Origin of the sequence: Mycolicibacterium pulveris (genome assembly GCF_010725725.1) — a bacterium.
In the GTDB taxonomy this organism is placed as follows: Bacteria; Actinomycetota; Actinomycetes; order Mycobacteriales; family Mycobacteriaceae; genus Mycobacterium; species Mycobacterium pulveris.
The window spans coordinates 1974035-1995645 of the sequence record NZ_AP022599.1; the positions used below are offsets into that span (position 1 = coordinate 1974035).

Consider the following 21611-nt stretch of genomic DNA (forward strand, 5'->3'; position numbering starts at 1 on the left):
CACGCCGCCCATCAGCCTCGTGAGACAGGATCGGTTACCGTCCATGCATTTTCAGCTCGATACCGACACAGAGGCCTATCGCGCGGAGATCCGCGCCCATCTGCAGGACGTGATGACCGCCGAATTCGAGGAACGGCTGTACCGCAGCGGTGTCGCGCACGACGACGAATTCGCCAAGGGACTTGTCGACAACGGATTCTTCGCACCCACCTGGCCGCCCGAGTACGGCGGCCAGAACCGCACTGCATGGGACGAACAGGTACTTCAGGAAGAATTGATGTACGCCGAGGCGCCGGTGTACCTGTCGGAGACGACGCGGATGGTGGCCTCGATCATCCGCCAGGTGGGCCGGCAGTCGATGAAGGACCGCATCCTGGCCGGTGCGCTCAAGGGAGATCTCACGATCGCGCTGGGGTTCACCGAACCGGAGTGCGGGTCCGACGTCGCGGCGGCCACCACCAAGGCCGTTCGCGACGGTGACGAATGGATCATCAACGGCTCCAAGATGTTCACCACCAACGGGCACATCGCCGACTATGTCTTCCTGCTGGCGCGCACAAGCCCGGACAAACCGAAGCACAAGGGGCTGACCATGTTTCTGGTGCCGCTCGACGCACCGGGAATCGAGGCGCAGGCGGTCTGGACGCTGTCCGGTGAGCGCACCAACATCACCTTCTACAGCGACGTCCGAATCGGTGACGAGTGGCGCGTCGGGGACGTCGACGCCGGATGGCAGGTGCTGAGCCTGTCGCTGCAGGACGAACATGCGTCCGGATGGGGACCACATATCGCCCGCCTGCTGACCCACGCCGAGCGATGGGCCGAGACAACGATAACTGACGACGGCGTGACGCAGATCGCCAAGCCCGACGTACGGCGGCGGCTGGCGAGAGTCGCCATGGAGTACGAAGTCTCGATGCTGCTCCAACGCCGTTGCGCATGGATGGCCGAAGCGGGTCAGATACCGGTTGCCGAAGGACCGATGGCCAAAGTGTTCAGCACCGAAGCCCTGGTCCGCGCGAGCCAGGACATCGTCGAGCTCGTCGGACCGGACGCCGTGCGCAGCTACTTCGAGCCGTCCGCCCCGGAGCAGGGCCGGTTCGAATACCTGATGCGGTTCTCCGTGGGCACCACGATCTATGCGGGCACCAGCGAGGTGCAGCGCTCGATCATCGCCCAGCGCGGACTGGGTTTACCCCGTTAGCTTCTTGGGCTTGCGGGCACTGGTTCGCTTTGCCCCAGCCCTGGCGGCGACCGCCTTCGGTTTGGCCGAACCCGCGGGCGGGGTGAGCGCCTGCAGGCACCACGCCCACAGCTGGTCCTCGGTGAGCTGGGCGCCCTTGCCACCCAGATGGAACACCCCGATCTGGGCGAGCGCGATGAGCGTCGAGTTCAGCAGCGTCGTCAACTGTGCGGGTGTCAGGTCGTTGCGGACCAACCCGGCGCGTGAACACGACGTGAGGATCTTGGTCAGCAGCTTCTGGTGCGGTTCCCAGATCTTGGCGAAATCGGCGGGGCGCTCGATCTCGAGGCTGAGGTTGTAGATCGTCATCACGCGGCCACCGATCGCCTCGGACGATTCCGCGCGGGACAGAAATCCGCGGCAGAACGCCTCGAGTTGCGCCATCGGGCCGTCGGGCGCCGCCGCGGCGACCTCATGTCGGATCGCCTCGATGAACTGACTTGTGGCGTTCTCGTACAACGCCAACAACAGCTCTTCCTTGCCCGCGAAGTGTTGATAGAACGCCCGCAGGCTCAGGTTGGACCTGTCGATCAGCGTCTGGATGGTGAAGTCGGCTCGACCGGACTCCTCGACCAGCTCCAGCGCCGTCGCCAGGAAACGAGAGCTGCGGGCCAGGGCGCGCGCCCGCGCCTGGCTCAGCCGCCTCTCGATCGTTCGTTCCTGCCAACTGGCCGGCATTTCGGAGTCGGTGTCGACGAGCTCGAGATCTGGTTCGGGTTCCTGCCCGGCGCGCTTCTTGGAAGTCATGATGTCCCTGAGAATACGCGTTCTTCCGAGGCGGGGGCGACCTACCTACACGGGTATGTTGATTGCGACTCTGCGCAGGGCGTTCCCATCCCCCGGCCCCGACCCGTCGAGCGACCCCATGCGCTACCCTGGAAACGTCCATTCTCGCTTGTGGGAATCGCAGTTTCGCGTGCCGCTGTTCAAAGGAGTGCCGCATGACCGCAGACATCCTGATCGTGTCGCCGGACGACCACCTCGTCGAGCCCGCCGATCTGTGGACCAGCCGGCTGCCTGAGCGCCATCGCGACATCGGCCCGCGGATCGTCCGGCACCGGGGACGCATGGATCCGACGGTCACCTCCGATGTGTCGTTCATCGAGGACGAGAACGGTCGGGACGCCGACATCTGGCACTACGAGGACGCGATCATCCCGATCCCGCTGATCAGCGCGGCGGCCGGATACGAGATCGACGAGCTGACCACCGACCCGATCACCTACGACGAAATGCGCCCCGGCTGTTTCCGACCCAAGGACCGGCTCGCCGACATGGACATCGCGGGCATCGAAGCGTCCGCCTGCTTCCCCAACACGCTCGTCCGGTTCTGCGGGCAGCGCTTTCTCTACGGCAAGGACAAGGATCTGGCCCTGCTGTGCGTGCAGGCCTACAACGACTTCCAGATCGACGAGTGGGCGGCGGATTCCGACGGCCGGTTGATCCCCCTTGGCATCATTCCGTTGTGGGACGTCGAACTGGCCGCCAAGGAGGTCGACCGGGTCGCCGCGAAAGGGATGCCCGCGGTTTGCTTCTCCGAACTCCCGTCGCGGCTGGACCTACCGTCCATTCACAGCGGCTACTGGGATCCGTTCTTCGCCGCATGCGAACGCAACGACGTCGGCATCATGCTGCATATCGGCTCGAGTTCGTCACTGACCAAGTCCTCCCCCGACTCGCCGCACGTCGTCACCAGCGCGCTGATGGCGGTCAACTGCACCATCGCGCTGGTGGACTGGCTGTTCTCCGGCAAGCTCAAGCAGTTCCCGAACCTCAAGCTGGCGTTCGCCGAAGCCCAGGCGGGCTGGATCCCCTACTACCTGCAACGCGTCGACGAGGTCTGGGAGGACCGGCGGGGATGGGGTGGCATCCACCCGTTGTTGACCGAGCCCCCGAGCACCCAGGTGCCCGGACGCGTGTGGTTTTCCACCTTCGGCGACCCGGTGGCGTTTCGCATTCTCGACCTGATCGGCCCGGATCAGCTCATGTTCGAGACCGACTACCCGCACAACGACACGAACTGGCCGAAGAGCCTCGAGGTCGCCAACAAGGCGACCGCGGGTCTCGATGAGGAGACCAAGCGAAAGGTCTTGTCCACCAACGCCAAGAACTTCTTCGGGCTGACGTAGCCGTCTCAGATTCGGCGACTGTGCGGTTTCGTACGCGACACACCGGTGCGCGCGTATCAGAGCGCACAGTCGCGGATATCGTGGGCAGGCCTTACAGCGCTTGCCAGTTCGGTTTGCGCTTCTCCAGGAACGCCCGCGGGCCCTCGATGGCGTCCTTGGTCAAGGCCACCTTCATCCGGTAGTTCTCGGCGAGCAGTTCGGCTTCGTAGATCGGCAGCGTCAAACCCTTGCGCACGGCCATCCGCGATCCTCGCACCGCAAGCGGCGCATTGGAATTGACGATATCGGCGATCTCCCACGCCCGGTCCATGAGCGTGTCGTGCGCGACCACCTCGGTGAAGATGCCCAGGTCGTAACAGCGCTGCGCGTCGAGTTGTTCGTGCCTGCCCATCAGGATCAGCCGCATGGCCACGGGCAGCGGCAGGATCCGGGCGAGCCTGACCCCTTCCCGGCCCGATGTCACGCCGATGCTCACGTGCGGGTCCATCAGCGACGCCCGCTCGGACGCGATGGTGATGTCGGCCGTGGTGACCAGGTCCATGCCCGCACCGCACGCGATGCCGTTGACCGCGCAGATGATCGGTTTGGTCATCTGCAGCCACGGGGGTGTCGCCTCCTGCGGGGCATCCCATTGGCGCATCGAGCTGAGGATGGACTCGCCCTGGTTGTCGATCCCCGCCGCGTTCTCCATGTCGTGGTCGGCGGCCTTGTTGACGTCGGCGCCCACACACAACGCCCTGCCTGCGCCCGTGACGATGACGGTCCAGATGTCCTGCGAGCGTTCGATCTCGGCGTACACCTCGGCGAGCTCGGCGATCATCTCGTCGTTGATCGCGTTGAGCACTTCGGGGCGGTTCAGCGTCACACACGCGGTATGACCGGAGACCTCGAACGTGACGGTGTCGTAATTGCTCATCTCACTCCACAGCTGCGGTGTCACGGGCGGTCGGGCGGATGCCCAGAATCTCATGGAAGCGATCACAGTAGCGCGGCCACACCTCGGGATTGAGCAGCCGAGGTGGCATGCGCCCGGCGAAGATCGTCTGCCACTGCGTGGCGGTGGCGACCGCGATGTCGCGGGCCGCCTCCTCGGTGATGCCCGCGACGTGCGGGGTGGCGACGACGTTGTCGAGCCGCAGCAGCGGATTGTCCTGTCGCGGCGGCTCCTCGTGAAACACGTCGAGCCCCGCGCCGGCGATCCCGCCGTTGACCAACGCGTCGTACAGGGCCGCCTCGTCATGCACGGGCCCACGTGCGGTGGTGATGAAGTACGCCGACGGCTTCATCGCGGCGAACTCACGAACCCCGAACAGCCCGCGTGTCTCTTCGGTCAACGGGCAGGTGACCTGAACGAAGTCCGACCGCTCGACCAGCTCGGTGAGCCCCACGAGCGCCACTTTCTTAGCGGTGGCGGTCTTTTCGTCGACGTAGGGGTCGAAGACCAGGACCTCCATGCCGAACGGCGCGCACAACTGAACGAGCCGGCCGCCAATGGCACCGAGGCCGACGACACCGAGCGTCTTGCCGAGCAACTGTGTGCCCCGCAGCGCCAGTCGATCACCGAGCGGGCCGCCGCGCAGCGCCCGATCAGCCGCGGTGATCTTCTTGGCCAGGTCGAGCATCAGTCCGAGCGCGTGTTCGGCCACCGCCTCGGCGCCGGGACCCGAGTTGTTGCACACCGCGATTCCCGCGCGTGTGCACGCTTCGACATCAATCACGTCGTAGCCGGCGCCCGCCGAGCACACGGCGAGCAGTTGCCGGCAACGCTCCACCAGCGGCTGTCCCGCCAGCCACTGCGCACCGTCGGCAACGGAGGCGACGTCGGTTCGGGTGGCGACCTGATATCCGTGTGCGGATTCCAGTGCCGCCCAACCCTGCTCGTCAGACGCGTTGAGATCGAGCTTGACGACCTCGATGTCACCTCCGGCCAGGATGTCTGCGGCGACCGGGTCGGTCCATCTCTCGTAGACCAGCCGGGGGCGGGTTCTCATCGCTTGATTTTAGGTTTCGCCTGCGCTGCCTTGAACATATCGGCCAACTCGTCGTTCACGTTCTTGTAGTCGTTGCGCGCGATCGTGCCGTCGCGCCCCGGCACGGGGTCGTAGCCGAGCCGCAGATCCTTGTTCTCCATGTGGAAGTACTCCCGCCCGATGGGCAGGCGGCGGTCCTCGCGCGGCACCTCCATCCACGCCCGCAGGAAGCAGCGCGCCTTCTTCGGATCGGTGCTGCTGACGAAGTCGGACCGCGAGTGGCACATCGCAAAGTTGTTGGCGACCGCCGCTTCACCGGACTCCAGGCGGAACTCCACCTGCTGTTCGACGAGGATGGTGCGCAGCAACTCGATGGCTTCGCTCTGTTCCGGGGTGAACTCGCGACCGAGTGTGTACATCGCGGGCAGGATGCTGCTGTAGGTGAAGTTGATGCAGATCCGTCCGTCGATCTGGGAGAACACCGGCACGTCGTACGGAGTCACGTCCGGTTGGTCGTCGGGTTGCTCGCTGCGCCGGTGATGCGGGAAGCCCTGGTAGAGCACGGGCAGCAGGTCGGGACGTTCGTCGAGAATCCGGTTGTGCGCGGCGGGCCCGCTGGCGAACTGGCTTTCACCGCCCCGCGCGGCGGGGTAGACGCACAGCAGCGACAGGATGTCCGCCGCGTCGTTGTGCATCGCGAGCTCGGCACTCGACTTTGTTCCTCGGGCGGGCTGCACGCCGTTGGGCAGCACCTCCTCCTGGACCCGCACCATGCGGTGCCCGAAGGAGTTGTTCGACACCAGGTAACCGAGGTGCGTGCAGAATGCCCAGTAGATGCGCTCCAGTTCGTCGATCGAATGCTGTTCGACCGGGAATCCGCGCACGCACGCCAAGCCCTTGCCGAACATCACTTCCCGATACAGCCGGGCGAGATCGTCGTCGAGATCGGGATGCCGGGCGTCCTCGGGTGTGATGTCGTCGCGGTCCTTGTGCGCGGTCTTGGCCAGGATGGACTCCAGCGCGGCGACGTTGCGCGACGACAGGTCGAACGCGAAGTCCTCCTTGCTCGTGAAATCGGCGCCGGTCCACGCCATCGGGTGGGTGACTTGCTCGGTGTAGATCGCGGTGGGCATCCGTCCTCCTGTTGTGGTGCCGAGACTTTCGGTTATCGGCTCGCCGTGTCGCTCTCGAGCTCACGCAGGGCGTGCGCGCGGGCAGTGGCCGCCTCGGTCATCATCCCGACGTCGGTTCCAGCCGAGATGAAGCGCAACCCCAGCCCTGCGAAGCGTTTCAGCAGGTCAAGGGACTTTATCCCGGCTACTCCCAGCGCGACACCATGTGCGCGACAGGCCGCTGCGACCGAGTCTACTGCACGATGGAAATGCTCATTCTCATATTGCCCGTGGATGCCCATCTCGGCGGTCAGGTCGCTGGGACCCAGCAGAATCATGTCCACGCCGTCCACGGCCGCGATCTGGTCGCACGCCGCGACCGCGTCGGGCGTTTCGATCATCACCGCCACCACCGTGCGGCGTTCGAGGTCAGCGGTGAGCTCGGTCGCAGGACGCGGCGCATAGCCGCTCACCGCGTTGAATCCGGAGATGGACCGGTGACCCACGGGCGGAAACCGCGCGGCGTCGACAATCGCCTGCGCTTCTCGACTCGAGTCAACATGCGGCACAATCACTCCCACCGCTCCACCGTCGAGGACGCGGGCGATGACACTCGGGTCGTGCGACGGCACCCGAACCAGCGCCGGGATGCCGGCACCCAGGGCGGCGACACACAGCATTTGCGCGGTCTCGAGCGAGCACGAAGTGTGCTCCAGGTCGACATACACGGCGTCGTAGCCACAGGCGGCCGCGATCGCCGGAACGTCGGGGGTACGGGCGTTGAGCAGCGCCAGACACAACACCAGACGATCGCCGCTCAGGGCGTCTCGCAGCGATACCGGCACCAACTCACGGTAACCGACTGAGAACGGGGATTCCACTATCTCGTTAACGCCATTATCACCTGTGGTAACCATTACGTATGCCCCAAAACCGGGTCGCGGTCGTCGGTGCCGCACTGTCAGATTGCGGACGAACGCCCGACAAGACCGCAGTGGCGCTGATGGCCCAAGCCGCACGACGCGCCCTGGCGGACGCGGGCCTGACGAAGGACGACGTCGACGGCCTCGGCGCCCACGGCACGCTGCTGCCCCCGGTCGAGGTGAGCGAGTACCTGGGCCTGCGGCCGGCGTGGGTCGACGCCACCAACGTCGGCGGATCGTCGTGGGAGGTCATGGCCGGGCACGCGGCGGCCGCGATCGCCGCGGGCGAGATCGACGTCGCCCTGCTGACATACGGTTCGACCGCCCGCTCCGACGTCAAACGCCGGGTCCGGCCCTCGGCAGCGGCGCTGAGCACCGGCGGCGCCATGCAGTTCGAAGCGCCCTATGGCGCCACGCTGATCGCCAAGTACGCCATGGCGGCCAGACGCCACATGATCGAATACGGCACCACCGAAGACCAGCTGGCCGAGGTCGCCGTCGCCGCGCACGAGTGGGCGGCCATGAACGAGAACGCCTTTGAGCGGGACCGGATCACCGCTGCGGATGTCGCTTCGGCGCCGATGCTCGCCGACCCGTTCACCGCCAAGCACGTGTGCCTGCGAACCGACGGCGGTGGCGCCGTCGTGCTGGCCGGCGAGCGGGTGGCCAAGGACTGCGCCAAGGAACCGGTCTGGATCCTCGGCGCCGCCGACGCGGCATCGCACGTGAGCATGAGCGAGTGGGCCGACTTCACGACATCCGCTGCCGCACTGTCGGGTCCACGCGCGTTCGCGCAAGCCGGGGTCAGCCCGGCCGACATCGACGTCTGCCAGCTCTACGACTCGTTCACCTCGACGGTCCTGCTCACGGTGGAGGATCTCGGCTTCTGCGCCAAGGGCGAGGGCGGTCCGTTCATCGCCTCCGGGGCGCTGCGGCCCGGCGGTGCGCTGCCCACCAACACCGACGGCGGGGGCTTGGCGTCCTGTCACCCGGGTATGCGCGGGATGTTCCTGATGGTGGAGGCGGTCCGGCAACTGCGTGGGGAATGCGGGGAGCGTCAGGTCGACGGCGCACGGTTGGCCTGCGTTCACGCGATGGGCGGCTTCTTCACCCACAGCGCGACGATGATCCTCGGGAGGCAGTGATGGGCACACCCGTTGGCCCGAACCGGCCGACCGTCGACATCGACAGCGAGGCCTGGTGGGCCGCGATCCAGGACCGCAGGCTGATGGTAAACCGCTGCGGCTCATGTGAGCGAAACTCCTTGTATGTCCGCCCGTTCTGCCCCCACTGCTGGAGCGAGGATGTGAACCTGGTGCCCGCGAGCGGACGGTCACGCCTCTACACGTGGAGCGTGATCCGCCAGAACGCCGCACCTTTCGACGCGGACCTGCCCTACATCGTTGCGATGGTCGACCTCGAGGAAGGGCCCAGGCTGATGACCGTGGTCACCGACTGCCCGGTCGAACAACTGTGCGCGGGAATGCAACTCGAACTCGCCTTCCGCGAGGACACCGACGGATTCGTCGTACCGGTCTTCCGGCCGCTCGCATGACGAGGTCCGCCGCGCTACGCGAGGCGATCGGCCACGACCCGCGGGCGCCCCTTCGAACCTGCATCCAGCGAGTTGCGTTGCACCTTGCCGTTGGCGTTGAGCGGTAACGGCTCGTCCCAGAACACCAGTTCCTCGGGCAGCTTGTACTTCGGCAGGCCCCCCGCCATCAGCACCTCGGCGACGTCGGCCAGCGCCAGTCGAACACCGTCGTCGAGCACCATGGCCACCGCGAGCCGCTCCCCGGTGGTCGCGTCGGGTACGGAATACGCCGCGCAGTCCCGCACACCGGAGATGGCGGCCACCGCCTCCTCGACCTCCGCCGCCGGGATCTTCATGCCGTTGCGGATGATGATGTCCTTGATGCGCCCGATGATGCGCACCCGGTTCCCGGTCATCTCGGCCACATCGCCGGTCCGGAACCAGTCCCCGTCGAATGCGTCGGCGTCGTCCTCGCTGTCCGTGTAACCCAGGAACGCATGCGGACCCTTGATGCAGCACTCGGCCGGGTCGCCCGCGGATCCGACCCGGATGTCGACATCCTGCAGTGCCACACCATCATCGGCGTGACGCACCGCTCTGCTCTCGGTTCGCAGCCCTGACGTGCTGACCGGCACCTCTGAGGATCCGTACGCTCGCATGACGACGATTCCGAAATCGTCCTCGACCCGTTCGACGATGCGCCGGTCGAGCATGGTTCCGCCGAGATACACCGCGCGCAGCGGCACGTCCTTCCCGCGGGCGACCGCCTCGTCGAGCAGCCGGTCCAGAAGCCGGTCCGGTCCGCCGTACCACGTCGCCTCCGACGCCAACAGAAGATCACAGGTGGCGACGGGATCCCAGCGGTCTTCTAGCACCACGGGCACGGCGAGCATCGGCCCGATGAACAACGCCTGCAGCACACCGGTGACCGAGGCGAGCGGGCTGATGAGAAAGATGCGGTCGTCGGCACCGAGGCCGGCCGCGGCGATGTAGTTCGCCGACGCCTTGGCCAACGTGCTCAACGAATGGATGACCCCCTTGGGCCGCGACGTCGTGCCGGACGTGTAGAGGACGAAGGACGGTTCGTCCGCGGGCCGCATCGGCCTGGCCGGCGGCGAAGCATCCCGCGCGCTCAAGATGTCGATCCATCGGCAGGCGTCGCGCAACTCCGCCTCACCCGTGGGTGGCCACTCGGGAGCCACCCCGTATCGGGCCCCGGTCCGCGCGACGATGTCGGCGATCTGCGTCGGCCCCGCGCTGCGCGGCACGAGCAGCACCACCGCGTCGACCCGGACGGCGGCGTGCACCGCGACGGCGGAGCCGATGTCATTGCCTGCCACCACGACCAGCGGGGTCGCTGCGCCGACGCCGGCCTCACGCAGTGCGTGCGACGCGCGATCGACCCGTTCGTCGAGTTCCGCGTAGGTCAACTCCGCCCCACGGGTGAGCAGCGCCGACCGCGTCGGATACCGCTCAGCGGTACGCCGCACGAGATCGAGCGGCTGTTCCGACCAGAAGCCGCCGGCCCGATATCGGGAGCGCAGACGGTCCGCTCGCTGCTGTGCATGGTGCAGCAGCGCGCTGGCCCCACTCATGGTGTCCTCCGATGCGAATGCAGATTCTCGTCTACGTAAATGTAACCTCTCACGCATGTCGCAGATGAATTTCGAAGACCAGGTAGCCGTCGTCACCGGTGCGGGCGGAGGGCTAGGACGGTGTCACGCACTCGAACTCGCTCGTCGGGGCGCCCGTGTTGTGGTCAACGATCTCGGCAGCGCGGTCGACGGAAGCGGTGCTTCGATCTCGGCCGCCCAAGCGGTGGTCGACGAGATCACCGCCGCCGGTGGCACGGCGATCGCCAACGGTGACTCCGTCGCTACCGAGGACGGTGGCGCAGCGATCGTCGCCGCGGCGATGGACGCCTTCGGTCGAGTCGACATCCTGATCAACAACGCGGGCATTCTGCGCGACGCGGCGTTCAAGAACATGACCGCCGAACAGGTCGACGCGGTGCTCACCGTCCACCTGACCGGCGCCTTCAACGTGACCAGGGCCGCGTGGCCGATCATGCGTGAGCAGAACTACGGGCGAATAGTCCAAACGACCTCTGGCACGGGGCTGTTCGGTAACTTCGGGCAGGCGAACTACGGCGCCGCCAAGATGGGTCTGGTCGGGATGATGCACGTCCTTGCGATCGAAGGCGCCCGCAACGGCATCGCCATCAACGCCGTCGCACCGATCGCACGTACCCGGATGACCGAGGACATCATGGGCGAAGCCGGCAAGGCGATGGACCCGGAACTGGTCACCCCCGTTGTCCTCTACCTGTCGCACCCCGATTGCGACCGTACCGCCCACATCTACTCCGTGGGTGCGGGCAAGGTGTCGCGGGTATTCATCGGTGTCACCAAGGGTATAGAGAATCGCGAACTCACACCGGAATTCGTCGCCGAAGCGATCGACGAGATCGACGACGCCACGGCCTTCACGATCCGCGGCGGACCCGCGAAAGGCTGACGTCAGCGGCCCTGAAAGTTCGGACGCCGACGCTCGGCAAAGGACCTCAAGCCCTCCTGCAGGTCGGCGGTGCGTGAGACCACCTCCTGCGCCCAGGCCTCCTGCTCGAAGGCGCGGTCGCGGCCGGACTCCGACGACACGGACAACAGGCGTTTGGTCAGCCCCAGCGTCACCGTGGGACCCGCGGCCAGCCGTCCCACCAGCTCCTCGGCGACCGCGTCGGCCTCGCCCGGTGCGACCACGCGGTTGACCAGGCTGAGTCGCTCACATGTCCGGGCGTCGACGGGATCGCCGAGCATGAGCAGTTCGGTGGCCTTACGCAGCCCCACGATCCTGGTCAGCAGGTATATCGCCCCCGAGTCGGGCAGTATGCCGCGCTGCACGAACGCCGGAACCAGCTTCGCATCCGTGGACATCACCACCAGATCGCAGGCCAGCACCAGGCTGAAACCCGCACCCGCCGCCGCGCCCTTGACCGCCGCCACGACCGGCTTGTCGCAATCGAGCACCGCGGCAATCAGCCGTTGGTAACCCTTCTGCAGCATCCGGGCGATGTCGCCGGGCCTCTTCTCCGCCGCGGGCTGATTCGCATGCGGCCCCAATCCCGCACCCGAGCAGAAGTGCCGATCCCCGGTCGCGCGCAACAACACCGCCCGCACCGACGAGTCTTCGGCGGCGCTGAGAAACGCGTCCGTCAGCGCATCACGATCCAACGGCGACAACGAGTTTCCGACATCCGGCAGGTCGATGGTGATCCGGCACACGCCATCTGTTCCGACGGCGACCTGGATCCCTGTCTGTTCTGCTGTCAACCGGCTCACCCCTGCGTTAACGACGTTTCCGTTTTTCGGGTATCTTAATTTCCGCCGACGTCCCGACCGACCATTCCGGCCGAACTGAGGAGGCCATGCGTGACCGAGCCCTCTACAGCGGGCCAGATCACCGATGAGGGTCTGGCCAGGTTGCGCGCCACCATCGGCATCGCCGTGCCGCATCCCCAACCGCCGCACTACCGCCGCCCCAACGAGGACACGTTCCGGATCGTCGCGGAAAGCTACGGCGATGCCAACCCGCTGTGGTCGGATCCGGAGTACGCGACCAAATCGGTGTGGGGTGAGGCGATCGCACCGCCACCGCTGATCGGCGGCGACACCCTCATCGGTGAAGACGAGATCACCGAACTGTCCGCGGAGGACCGCGCGGCCACCAAGGGTGATCCGCTGCGCGGCGTGCACGCCTTCTACGGCGGGTCAGCGCGAGAGTGGTGGGCGCCGCTGCGTGCGAACCGTCGGGTCTTCCGGCGCAACGCCCTCGTCGCCGCACTCGACAAGAGCAGCGAGTTCGCCGCGCGCGCGGTGCACGAATGGTCGGCGCAGGTGTTCCGCGACGACGAAGGCGTCCTTCTCGGCGGTCAGTACCGGAACATGATCCGCACCGAGCGCAGCAAGGCCAGGGGCCGCAAGAAGTACGAGTCGGTGGCCATCAAGACGTGGACCGCCGAGGAGATCGCCGAGATCGACGAGCGGTACGCCCGCGAGGCGCCCAGGGGCGCGGAGCCGCGCTGGTGGGAGGACGTGACCGAGGGCGACGAGATGGGTCCGCTCACTAAGGGGCCGCTCACCGTCACCGACATGGTGTGCTGGCACATCGGCATGGGCACCGGCATCTATGGCGTGCGGCCGCTGAGGCTGGCCTGGCGCAACCGGCAACGGATTCCCCGGTTCTACACGCCCAACGAGCAGGGTGTCCCCGACGTCCAGCAGCGCGTGCACTGGGAGCCCAGCGCCGCCCAAAACGCCGGTAACCCAACGACGTTCGACTACGGACGGATGCGCGAGACCTGGCTGATTCATCTGTGCACCGACTGGATGGGCGATGACGCCTGGCTGTGGAAGCTGGACTGCGAGTTCCGGCTGTTCAACTACGTCGGCGACCTGCACACCATCACCGGCGTCGTGACGCGCAAGTACCTCGCCGAGGGCGACCGACCGGCGGTCGACGTGGACCTCGCGGCGACCAATCACCGCGGCGAGGTCACCACGCCGGGTCACGCCACGATCCTGCTGCCGAGCAGGGAACGCGGTCCTGTCCGGCTGCCCGATCCGCCGGGCGGGGCCACGAACCTCTCCGAACTGTTGTCGGCCGTCTCGGCCCGATTCGCCGGGCAGTGAGTTCCGCCGTGAGCTACTCGAGCGTGCCAGGGCTCCAAGCCGAATTGGACGGCCCCGTCCTGCGCCTGACGTTGGACCGGGCCGAAAGACGCAACGCCGTCAACGACACCATGCTCGACGCGATGGTCGGCCACCTCGCCGCGGCCGGAACCGACGAAGCGGTGCGCGTCATCCGCATCGACGCCGCAGGACCGGATTTCTGCGCGGGTTCCGACCTGGTCGCCAACAACGCGAAGTCCGAGCGCACGCCCCGGGTTGGCAGCACCCAGCGCCGGCTGCCCAACAAGGCCAACCGGCTGATCCCGTTGCTACTGGAAACTCAGGTCCCGATCGTCGCCGTGGTCCGCGGCTGGGCGGCCGGCCTGGGTTTCCACATCGCACTGGCATCGGACTTCTGCGTCGCCGCCGAGGATGCCCGGTTCTGGGAACCGTTCATGGCGCGCGGCTTCACCCCCGACAGCGGCGCGGCCTGGCTGCTGCCCCGGCTCGTCGGGCTGGTGCACACCCGCCGCTTGCTGATGCTCGGTGAGGAGCTCTCGGGAACCACCGCCGCCGAGTGGGGGATCATCCACGGCGCTCATCCCGACGCTGAACTCGACTCCGCCGCAGCCGAACTCGTCGACCGACTGGCAGGGGCACCCACGGTGGCGCTGGGCCTCACCAAGTGGCTGCTGCAGAGCGGCAACGGACTCGATCTCGACCGTCATCTACACAACGAAGCGATGGCACTCGAACTGTCTAGCCGCAGTGAGGATTTCAAGGAAGGCCTGGCCGCCTTCCGGGACAAACGCAACGCACAGTTCAAAGGCCGTTGAAGACAGTGAGCTCACTGCCGATCACCTCAGAGACCACCGCTGCCGAGGCTGTCAGCATCGTGCAGAAGTGGGTCGAGGCCGAAGTACCCGCCGGCTGGCGCACAGCCGCAGCCGAGGGCCCCGCCGCGCTGCGGTCCGTGCGCACCCCGCAGGATTACCGGGACTGGTATCCGGTTTTCGCTCGCTCCGGCCTGGTGGCGCCGACCTGGCTGCCCGAACACGGCGGCCTCGCCGTAGGCAAGGACGTCGCACGCGCAATCGAGGACGTGCTCGCGCCGCTGCGGCTGACCCGGCTGAACCCGTTGGGGCTCAACAACACCGCCGCGGCGCTGTTCAGCCACGGCACCGAGGAGCAGCGGCGGCGCTTCCTGCCGCCCATCGTGCGCAACGAGGAAAAATGGTGTCAGCTGTTCAGCGAGCCCGGCGCAGGATCCGACCTCGCCTCGCTGGCCACCCGCGCGGTGCGCGACGGCGACGATTGGGTGATCTCCGGACAGAAGGTGTGGACCACCTGGGCCGACGAGGCGGACTTCGCGATCCTGCTCGCCCGTACCGACCCCGATCAGCCCAAACACCGGGGCATCACCTACTTCCTGCTCGACATGCACCAACCCGGCGTTTCAGTGCGGCCGCTGCGGCAGATCACCGGTGAGGCCGAGTTCAACGAGGTCTTCCTCGACGGTGCGCGTGTCCCCGACGCCCATCGGGTCGGAGACGTCAACGACGGTTGGCGGGTCAGCGCCTCGACCCTGTCCAGTGAGCGCCAGATGGTGTCGGGTTCGGGATCCGGTGGCATGGGCCGCCTCGGCGGCTCCAGTGCGGAACGGCTGATCTCGCTCGCCCGCGAAACCGGGCGCTGGGACGACCCCGTGGTACGAGGCAAGATCATGCGCCTGTGGGCCCAGGAGCAGATCCGCGGCTGGACCAACGCGCGTGTGCGCGCGGCGCTTTCGGCCGGTCAATCGCCAGGTGCGGCGTCCTCCATCGGCAAGGTCCACCAGGCCACGCTCAACCAGCAGATCCAGGATCTCATGGTGGATCTGTTGGGCACGGCCGCGGTGGCCTGGCCGGCGTCCGACGATCCGGACGAGCTGCCTCGCGAGGTACAGGGCATGATGCGCAGCCTCGCCAACAGCACCGAGGGCGGCACCACTGACATCAACAAGAACATTCTCGGTGAGCGCGTACTCGGCCTGCCCAAAGAGCCGGACCCGTGGAAGGGCAAGCCCTGGAAAGAGATTCCGCGCTCATGAGCGGCTACGAGCGGTTGGTCGTCGACAAGTCCGACGGTGTCGGATGGCTGATCCTGGACCGTCCCGATGCCGGCAACGCGTTCGACGCGCTGATGCTCGACGAGCTCGAGGCCGCCTGGACCCAGCTGGACACCGATCCGGACGTGCGCGTCATCGTCAACACCGCCAACGGCAAGGCGTTCTGTACCGGGATGGACGTGGTGCAGGTCGCCAGGGACAAGCAGGCCATGCGCAAACACTCGCGCCGCACCCGGGATGCCGAGCTGAAGATCTCGTCGTGGCACTGTGACGTGTGGAAGCCGGTGATCGCGGCGGTGAACGGGGTGTGCGCCGGCGGGGGGCTGCACCTGGTCGCCGACGCCGACATCGTCATCGCCGCCGAAAACGCATCGTTCGTCGACCCGCACGTGTCGGTCGGGCAGGCGGTGGCGTATGAGGCCATCACCTTGCTGCGCAAGTCGCCGATGGAGGCGATCACCCGAACGACGCTCAGCGGCAAGGGTGAGCGGATCTCCGCGCAGCGTGCCTACGAGTTGGGCATCATCTCACAGGTCGTTCCTGCCGATCAGCTCCGCGCGGAGGCCGGCCGGCTGGCCGCTGCCGTCGCGACCAATTCACCCACCGCGATGCGCGCCACCAAGAAGGCGCTCTGGCACTCCCTGGAAGTCGGGCTGTCGGAAGCGAGAAATGCCGCGGCTGAGACCATCCGGCGTCTGCGCGACCACCCCGACCACGCCGAGGGCGCACGGGCGTGGCGAGAGAAGCGGCCGGCGCACTGGCACCCACTTGACCCGGTGGAGGTTTCGTGACCTACCAGAGATTGATCGTCGAGCGCCGCGGGCCGGTCGGCTGGATCATCAACAACCGGCCCGACCGGCTCAACGCGTACGACGCGCGGATGCGCGAGGAGTTCCCCAAGGCATGGGCGGAACTGGACGCCGACCCTGATGTGCGGGTCATCGTCCACACCGGCAACGGCAGGGCCTTTCAGGTGGGCGCCGACGTCGACGACCTCGACGGCGAAGGCGTGCAGCAGTATCGGGAGGTCATGGAAACCCTCGATCTGAAGTTGACGGGCTGGCACTGCAATGTGGGCAAGCCGGTCATCACCGCGGTCAACGGGGTGTGCGCGGGCGGTGGGCTGCACTGGGTCGCCGATGCCGACGTCGTCATCGCCGCCTCGGACGCCACCTTCGTCGACCCGCACGTCTCCATCGGCCAGGTCAGTGCCCTGGAGACGATCGCGTTGATGCGAAAGATGCCGGCCGAGGCGGTGTTACGGATGGCGCTGGCCGGCAGCCACGAACGCCTGAGCGCTCAACGCGCATACCAACTCGGCATGATCAGCCAGATCGTCGATCCGCCCGACAAGTTGCGCGACGTCGCGCAGGAGCTGGCCGAGAAGATCGCCAGGAACTCGCCCGCCGCGATGCGGGCCACCAAACGCGCGCTGTGGGGCGCTCTCGAGCACGGCCTGACCGACGCATGCCGCGAGGGCGCCAAACACCTCACGTCGATGTGGGGTCATCCCGACCAGGACGAGGGCCCACAGGCATTCGCCGACAAACGGACCCCAAATTGGCGGCCACTGGAGGCGGATTCGTGAGCCTCGCCGACCTGCTGGCCGATCTTCCCGACACCGCGGTGCACACGCTGGCGGTCGACGTGTCACGCGCCGAGCTGTCCGCGAGCGCCGACCGGCTGGGCGTCCTGCTCACCGACGCCGGCCTGAGCGGCGGTCAGGTGGTCGCGGCGATGCTTCCCAACGAGGCCACGACGGTCGCGGCGCTGTTCGGCGCCTGGCGTGCCGGTGCCGTGTACACACCGCTCAACCCGCGGGCCGCCGATGCGGAGCTGGCCATCCAGCTCGAGACCCTCACGCCGGTCGCGGTGATCACGACGCCCGAACTGGCCGAGAGGTTCACGGCGTTCTCGGTGCCCGTCATCACCGGATCGAACCTGGCGTGGACTCTGACGTCGTCCTGCCAACCGCCCGCAGACACACGTCGGTACGACGCCGACGTCGCTCTGCTGCAGTTCACGTCCGGGACCACCGGACCGCCGAAGCCGGTGCCGCTGCGCCACAGCACCGTGCTCGACCTGATCGACCGGTTGCTGGCCAAGCTGCGGGGCGCAAAAGGCGCCAGCCGCAAGGACAATCGGGCGCCGATGCCGAACCTGGTGCCGCTGTCGCTGTCCCTGTGGGCGGGTATCTACCAGGTACTGTTCGCCTTCCGGGCGGGCTCCGGCGTCGTGCTCATGGACCGGTTCTCCCCCGCGGACTTCGCGGCGCTGGTCAAGCGCCACCAGCTGCGCTCCACAGTCCTGCCTCCGGCGGCGTTGACCATGGTCCTGCACGACGAAGCGGTCACGGACCTGTCGCCACTGCGGATCGTCCGCTCCATCACCGCCCCCCTGTCTCCCGTGCAGGCCGGCAGGTTCCGCGACAAGTTCGGCGTGATCGTGCTGAATTCCTACGGACAAACCGAGCTCGGCGGAGAGGTCGTCGGATGGTCGGCCGCCGATGCCCGCGAGTGGGGCGAGACGAAGCTCGGTTCGGTCGGGCGTCCGCTGCCGGGTATCGACGTGAAGATCGTCGACGACGAGGTCATGGTCCGCACACCCACGACAGCGGCCCGCAAGATCGACCCCGCGTTCCTCGACCGACTCACCGACGACGGGTGGTTTCACACCGGCGACCTGGGCTGGTTCGACGAGGACGGTTTTCTCTGGCTCGACGGACGCGTGTCGGACATGATCAACCGCGGCGGGCTCAAGGTGTTCCCCGGCGCCGTCGAGGATGTGCTGCTGAGCGCCGACCGCGTGCGGGAGGCCGCGGTGGTGGGCGTGCCCGACGAGCGGCTCGGCGAAGTGCCGTGGGCCTTCGTCGTCCGTGCCGACGCTTCGCTCGGCGAGGACGAGCTGATCGCCTGGTGCCGTGAGCACCTGACGCCGTACCGCGTTCCGGTGCGTGTGGTCTTCGTCGATCGACTGCCGCGCAACGACGTCGGCAAGGTCGTCAAGCGCGAGCTCGCCGCGCTCGCCGACGTCTGACGAGCAGACGCGTGCACCCCCTTTTGGGCGCCGTTTTGGGGGTTTTCGCGTCTGCTCGCGCGGATTGCCGGTTGAAAACGGTTCTTCTCATATCTGAGAACAGTGTTATTCTCGTCGGGATCCAGGGTTTTCGCCGGCAGAGGGGCGCACGATGTGGCAGGAACTTGTACGGCTGACCGTGACCTGGGTGGTGATGTGCGGACTGGTCGCCTTCTTCTACTGGATGCTCGGCAACATCGGCACATTCTGATCGAGCAGAGGTAGGAAAGCGATGCAGGATCAGGATCGACGGCGTAAGCGCGGCTTGATCGCGTTTCAGATCTTCATCTACGGCGTGCTGATCGCGATGTTCGCGATCCAGGTCCAGATGTACTTCACCAGAGACTGGTGACGCCGATGACGTCGCCGAGCCCAAACCGGTCGCTTACCATGGACGACCACGAGGCGCAGACACGCGCTGCGCAGCGCCGCGCCGATCGCTGGTGTATCGCCGGCACCGCGCTCATGGGCACCCTCGTCCTCGGTCTCATCGGTCTGCCGGTGTTCTGTCGCGGCATCTACCTGTTGCGGAAGGCCCAGCGCGAAGGCTTGTCGGTCCGGCCGATGATGGTGACACTGATCGGATACGTCATCATCCTCGACGCCGCGCTGAACAGCATCGGTTGGGCCCTCGACCTGTTCGCCAACCACGCCCTGATCACCCGCACGGTCTTCACCGCATGGGGCAACCTCATCGACGCGGGCTACTTCTGGCACTACAACGAACTCTGGATCGGCGGCGCCGGCGCCCCCGGCGAGAAGGCGTGGGTGATGGTCTGCGTGCTCATCGCGTTTCCCATGCGGATCGCCGCCGCGATCGCCCTGCTGCAGATGAAACGCTGGGGCCACCAATGGACGATCGTGACGTGCTGGTTCGGCGTGATCGTCTGGACCGGCTACATCCTCAACATGACGATGTACGCCGACGTCCGCTACACGGCGGTCGGATTGCCGGTTTTCGGATGGTGGGCGTTCAACATCTTCTACATCACGCCGTTCCTCGCCATTCCGTACCTCCACACCGTCAACCGCGAGATCTTCTCCGACTAAGGCAGCCGAGAAAGGACCACCATGGCCAACTCCGCTGTGGAGCCAAAGGATTCGGCAGAATCGCTGCCGCTGGGCACCACCCCGACCTGGGCGCGGATGCACAAGTGGCTCAAACGTGGGCTCTACGTCTGCCTGTTCGGCCTCGTCATCGAGGGGTCGCTGACCGTGCCGGTGATGGCGATCTGGTACGGGTGGCCGACGCTGTCGCTGACCGAGATCTGCAGCGAGCTCCTGAAGGTGCGCTTCTCCGACGAGAGCCTCGAATGCCAACAGCCCTACCCGATCGGGGGGCCACCTTTCGGTGGGGCACCTGAAGCGGCCGGCCAACAGACGGCACGCGACGAGTGGGGCATTCAGCCCAAGCCGAGGTACGAGAGTGTCGGGTTTCGCGAGCTGATCACCATCCGCGAAGCGCGGATGGCACAGCAGCCGGGTGGGTGACATGGCCCCGTCGACGGTGGTCCTGGGCCCGGACGACGGACTGTCCGGCACGCTGGCGAGCGAGCTCGACGCGATCACCGTCGCCCGCGAGGGCGAGCTGCCGCCCGGGATCACGGGCGCGGTCATCGTCGCCGACCCTTGCCCGCAGCCCGTCGAAACGGTGATGGTCGACGGGAACGACTGGCGTCGCCTCGTCGACGACTCAATGTGGCGCATGCTCACCGCGCTGCAACGCGTGCGGTCGGCCCTGGCCACCGACGGAGGCCGCATCGTCGTCGTGGTCCCGACCATCGGAATGGCGGGTGCCGCCGGGCTCCTCGCGTACACCACCGCGATCGAGGGGATCCGCGCGATGGTGAAATCAGCTGCCCGGCAATGGTCTTCCTCAGGAATTGGGGTCAATCTCGTGGCCACGCCGCTGTCACTGTTCGGCGACGGGACCGCCGCCGGTCATCTCACCGTCGCAGCCGTCACCGACGATTCGACCTTGATGCGCACGGTCGCCGAGTCGGTGAAGTTCCTGCTGCGGCCGGGCCTCGACCACCTCGCCGGCGAGACCGTCGTCGCCGATGGAGGTTCGGTGATGCTGCCGTGAGCCTGGAGGGGTTGACGGCGCTGGTCACCGGTGCCGGTGCCGGGGTGGGACGCGGCATCGCGCTGGCTCTCGCCGCCGAGGGAGCCCACGTCGTCGTCGCCACCAGATCCGACAACGGACGGGACGTGGTGGACGAGATCGGCGCACGCGGTCGTCGTGCCACCTGGGCACGTTGCGACGTGACCGACCCCGAAGCGGTGGACGGGGCCGTCGACCTCGCCGTGACCACCACCGGGCGGCTCGACGCCGTCGTGCACAACGCAACAAGCAATCTGTCCAGCCAACCGCACCAGCTGGCCGACGTCGACCACGCACTGTGGACCGACCACTTCTCGGTGTCGCTGAGCGGAGCCCACCACTGCGCCTTATCGGCGTTCCCCGCGCTCAAGGAGCGCGGGGGGACGTTCGTCGTGATGACCTCGCCTGCGGGTATCGAAGGCAGCGCGACCCTGCCGCTCTACGCCACGATGAAGGGGGCGCTGCGCGGCTTCGGCAAAAGCCTGGCGCGGGAATGGGCGCCGCACGGCATCACGGTCAACATCGTGTCGCCCCTGGCATATTCACCCGCCATGACCGCCGCGATCAAGGCGGAGCCCGCCATGGAAGAGCGCCTCGCACGCCGAATCCCGCTGGGCCGCATCGGGGACCCGGAACACGACATCGGCGCCGCTGTCGCCTTCCTCGTCGGCCCACAGGCGCGCTACGTCACCGGACAGACCCTGGGCATCGACGGCGGCCACTACATGAATCCGTAGGGGGCAGCGC

The 21611-nt window shown here is 67.0% G+C and carries 22 protein-coding genes; 15 read left to right on the forward strand and 7 right to left on the reverse strand.

Translation table 11 applies throughout. The annotated features are described in order from the left end of the window. Nucleotides 1-43 precede the first annotated feature (43 nt). Nucleotides 44-1204 carry an acyl-CoA dehydrogenase family protein gene (locus G6N28_RS09585; RefSeq protein WP_163899725.1) on the forward strand — a complete coding sequence of 387 codons (1161 nt, stop codon included), beginning with the start codon at nucleotides 44-46 and terminating at the stop codon, nucleotides 1202-1204. Here G6N28_RS09585 and G6N28_RS09590 read toward each other — a convergent pair. Further along, nucleotides 1193-1990, reverse strand: a complete 798-nt coding sequence (locus tag G6N28_RS09590; protein ID WP_163899726.1) for a TetR/AcrR family transcriptional regulator — start codon at nucleotides 1988-1990, stop codon at nucleotides 1193-1195. The two genes, G6N28_RS09585 and G6N28_RS09590, sit on opposite strands and share 12 nt — an antisense overlap. A gap of 194 nt (nucleotides 1991-2184) precedes the next feature. On the opposite strand from G6N28_RS09590, the gene G6N28_RS09595 reads away from it, so the two are divergent. Continuing rightward, nucleotides 2185-3372 carry an amidohydrolase family protein gene (locus G6N28_RS09595; RefSeq protein WP_163899728.1) on the forward strand — a complete coding sequence of 396 codons (1188 nt, stop codon included), beginning with the start codon at nucleotides 2185-2187 and terminating at the stop codon, nucleotides 3370-3372. A 91-nt stretch (nucleotides 3373-3463) separates the two neighbouring features. On the opposite strand, the gene G6N28_RS09600 is transcribed toward G6N28_RS09595, so the two are convergent. The 4 genes from G6N28_RS09600 to G6N28_RS09615 are packed head-to-tail and all read right to left on the reverse strand — an operon-like array spanning nucleotide 3464 to nucleotide 7371. Then, nucleotides 3464-4288: an enoyl-CoA hydratase/isomerase family protein gene (locus G6N28_RS09600; protein ID WP_163899730.1), complete on the reverse strand. Its 825-nt coding sequence runs from the start codon at nucleotides 4286-4288 to the stop codon at nucleotides 3464-3466. Nucleotide 4289: 1 nt separating this feature from the next. Beyond that, nucleotides 4290-5363 carry a hydroxyacid dehydrogenase gene (locus G6N28_RS09605; protein WP_163899733.1) on the reverse strand — a complete coding sequence of 358 codons (1074 nt, stop codon included), beginning with the start codon at nucleotides 5361-5363 and terminating at the stop codon, nucleotides 4290-4292. Continuing rightward, complete coding sequence (locus tag G6N28_RS09610) at nucleotides 5360-6475, reverse strand: TauD/TfdA family dioxygenase (RefSeq protein WP_163899735.1); 1116 nt, start codon at nucleotides 6473-6475, stop codon at nucleotides 5360-5362. Before G6N28_RS09610 ends, G6N28_RS09605 begins: the two co-directional genes overlap by 4 nt. A 32-nt stretch (nucleotides 6476-6507) precedes the next feature. Continuing rightward, nucleotides 6508-7371, reverse strand: coding sequence for an HpcH/HpaI aldolase family protein (locus G6N28_RS09615; protein ID WP_179962182.1), 864 nt, complete (start codon nucleotides 7369-7371; stop codon nucleotides 6508-6510). Between the two features lie 5 nt (nucleotides 7372-7376). Between G6N28_RS09615 and G6N28_RS09620 the strand changes: the two genes are divergently transcribed. Both G6N28_RS09620 and G6N28_RS09625 read left to right on the forward strand, forming a co-directional pair. Beyond that, nucleotides 7377-8522: an acetyl-CoA acetyltransferase gene (locus G6N28_RS09620; RefSeq protein ID WP_163899739.1), complete on the forward strand. Its 1146-nt coding sequence runs from the start codon at nucleotides 7377-7379 to the stop codon at nucleotides 8520-8522. Continuing rightward, complete coding sequence (locus G6N28_RS09625; protein ID WP_163899741.1) at nucleotides 8522-8932, forward strand: Zn-ribbon domain-containing OB-fold protein; 411 nt, start codon at nucleotides 8522-8524, stop codon at nucleotides 8930-8932. Before G6N28_RS09620 ends, G6N28_RS09625 begins: the two co-directional genes overlap by 1 nt. Nucleotides 8933-8946: 14 nt before the next feature. On the opposite strand, the gene G6N28_RS09630 is transcribed toward G6N28_RS09625, so the two are convergent. Then, on the reverse strand, nucleotides 8947-10506 hold the full coding sequence (locus G6N28_RS09630; RefSeq protein ID WP_163899743.1) for a class I adenylate-forming enzyme family protein: 1560 nt from the start codon (nucleotides 10504-10506) through the stop codon (nucleotides 8947-8949). A 64-nt stretch (nucleotides 10507-10570) separates the two neighbouring features. Here G6N28_RS09630 and G6N28_RS09635 point away from each other — a divergent pair, with 64 nt between their 5' ends. After that, nucleotides 10571-11428 carry an SDR family NAD(P)-dependent oxidoreductase gene (locus G6N28_RS09635; RefSeq protein WP_407665009.1) on the forward strand — a complete coding sequence of 286 codons (858 nt, stop codon included), beginning with the start codon at nucleotides 10571-10573 and terminating at the stop codon, nucleotides 11426-11428. A 2-nt stretch (nucleotides 11429-11430) separates the two neighbouring features. Here the strand turns inward: G6N28_RS09635 and G6N28_RS09640 are convergent, their stop codons facing one another. After that, complete coding sequence (locus G6N28_RS09640) at nucleotides 11431-12249, reverse strand: enoyl-CoA hydratase-related protein (RefSeq protein WP_163899746.1); 819 nt, start codon at nucleotides 12247-12249, stop codon at nucleotides 11431-11433. A gap of 90 nt (nucleotides 12250-12339) precedes the next feature. Between G6N28_RS09640 and G6N28_RS09645 the strand changes: the two genes are divergently transcribed. From G6N28_RS09645 to G6N28_RS09690, 10 genes are all read left to right on the forward strand, one after another. Further along, nucleotides 12340-13599: a hotdog family protein gene (locus tag G6N28_RS09645; RefSeq protein WP_163899748.1), complete on the forward strand. Its 1260-nt coding sequence runs from the start codon at nucleotides 12340-12342 to the stop codon at nucleotides 13597-13599. An 8-nt stretch (nucleotides 13600-13607) separates the two neighbouring features. Continuing rightward, nucleotides 13608-14414, forward strand: coding sequence for an enoyl-CoA hydratase/isomerase family protein (locus tag G6N28_RS09650; RefSeq protein ID WP_163899750.1), 807 nt, complete (start codon nucleotides 13608-13610; stop codon nucleotides 14412-14414). 5 nt (nucleotides 14415-14419) lie between these two features. Next, nucleotides 14420-15667, forward strand: coding sequence for an acyl-CoA dehydrogenase family protein (locus G6N28_RS09655; RefSeq protein ID WP_163899752.1), 1248 nt, complete (start codon nucleotides 14420-14422; stop codon nucleotides 15665-15667). Then, a complete protein-coding gene (locus tag G6N28_RS09660; protein WP_163899754.1) occupies nucleotides 15664-16476 on the forward strand; it encodes an enoyl-CoA hydratase/isomerase family protein in 813 nt (270 codons plus the stop codon). Before G6N28_RS09655 ends, G6N28_RS09660 begins: the two co-directional genes overlap by 4 nt. Beyond that, nucleotides 16473-17273, forward strand: coding sequence for an enoyl-CoA hydratase/isomerase family protein (locus tag G6N28_RS09665; protein WP_163899756.1), 801 nt, complete (start codon nucleotides 16473-16475; stop codon nucleotides 17271-17273). Before G6N28_RS09660 ends, G6N28_RS09665 begins: the two co-directional genes overlap by 4 nt. Next, nucleotides 17270-18721: a class I adenylate-forming enzyme family protein gene (locus G6N28_RS09670; RefSeq protein WP_163899758.1), complete on the forward strand. Its 1452-nt coding sequence runs from the start codon at nucleotides 17270-17272 to the stop codon at nucleotides 18719-18721. Before G6N28_RS09665 ends, G6N28_RS09670 begins: the two co-directional genes overlap by 4 nt. A 429-nt stretch (nucleotides 18722-19150) precedes the next feature. Further along, on the forward strand, nucleotides 19151-19810 hold the full coding sequence (locus G6N28_RS09675; RefSeq protein ID WP_128110539.1) for a hypothetical protein: 660 nt from the start codon (nucleotides 19151-19153) through the stop codon (nucleotides 19808-19810). Nucleotides 19811-19831: 21 nt separating this feature from the next. Further along, complete coding sequence (locus G6N28_RS09680) at nucleotides 19832-20251, forward strand: hypothetical protein (RefSeq protein WP_276001008.1); 420 nt, start codon at nucleotides 19832-19834, stop codon at nucleotides 20249-20251. A gap of 1 nt (nucleotide 20252) precedes the next feature. Then, nucleotides 20253-20846, forward strand: a complete 594-nt coding sequence (locus tag G6N28_RS09685) for an SDR family oxidoreductase (RefSeq protein WP_163899760.1) — start codon at nucleotides 20253-20255, stop codon at nucleotides 20844-20846. Then, entirely contained in the window at nucleotides 20843-21601 is a 759-nt protein-coding gene (locus tag G6N28_RS09690; protein WP_163899763.1) for an SDR family NAD(P)-dependent oxidoreductase, read from the forward strand. Before G6N28_RS09685 ends, G6N28_RS09690 begins: the two co-directional genes overlap by 4 nt. Nucleotides 21602-21611: the final 10 nt, after the last annotated feature.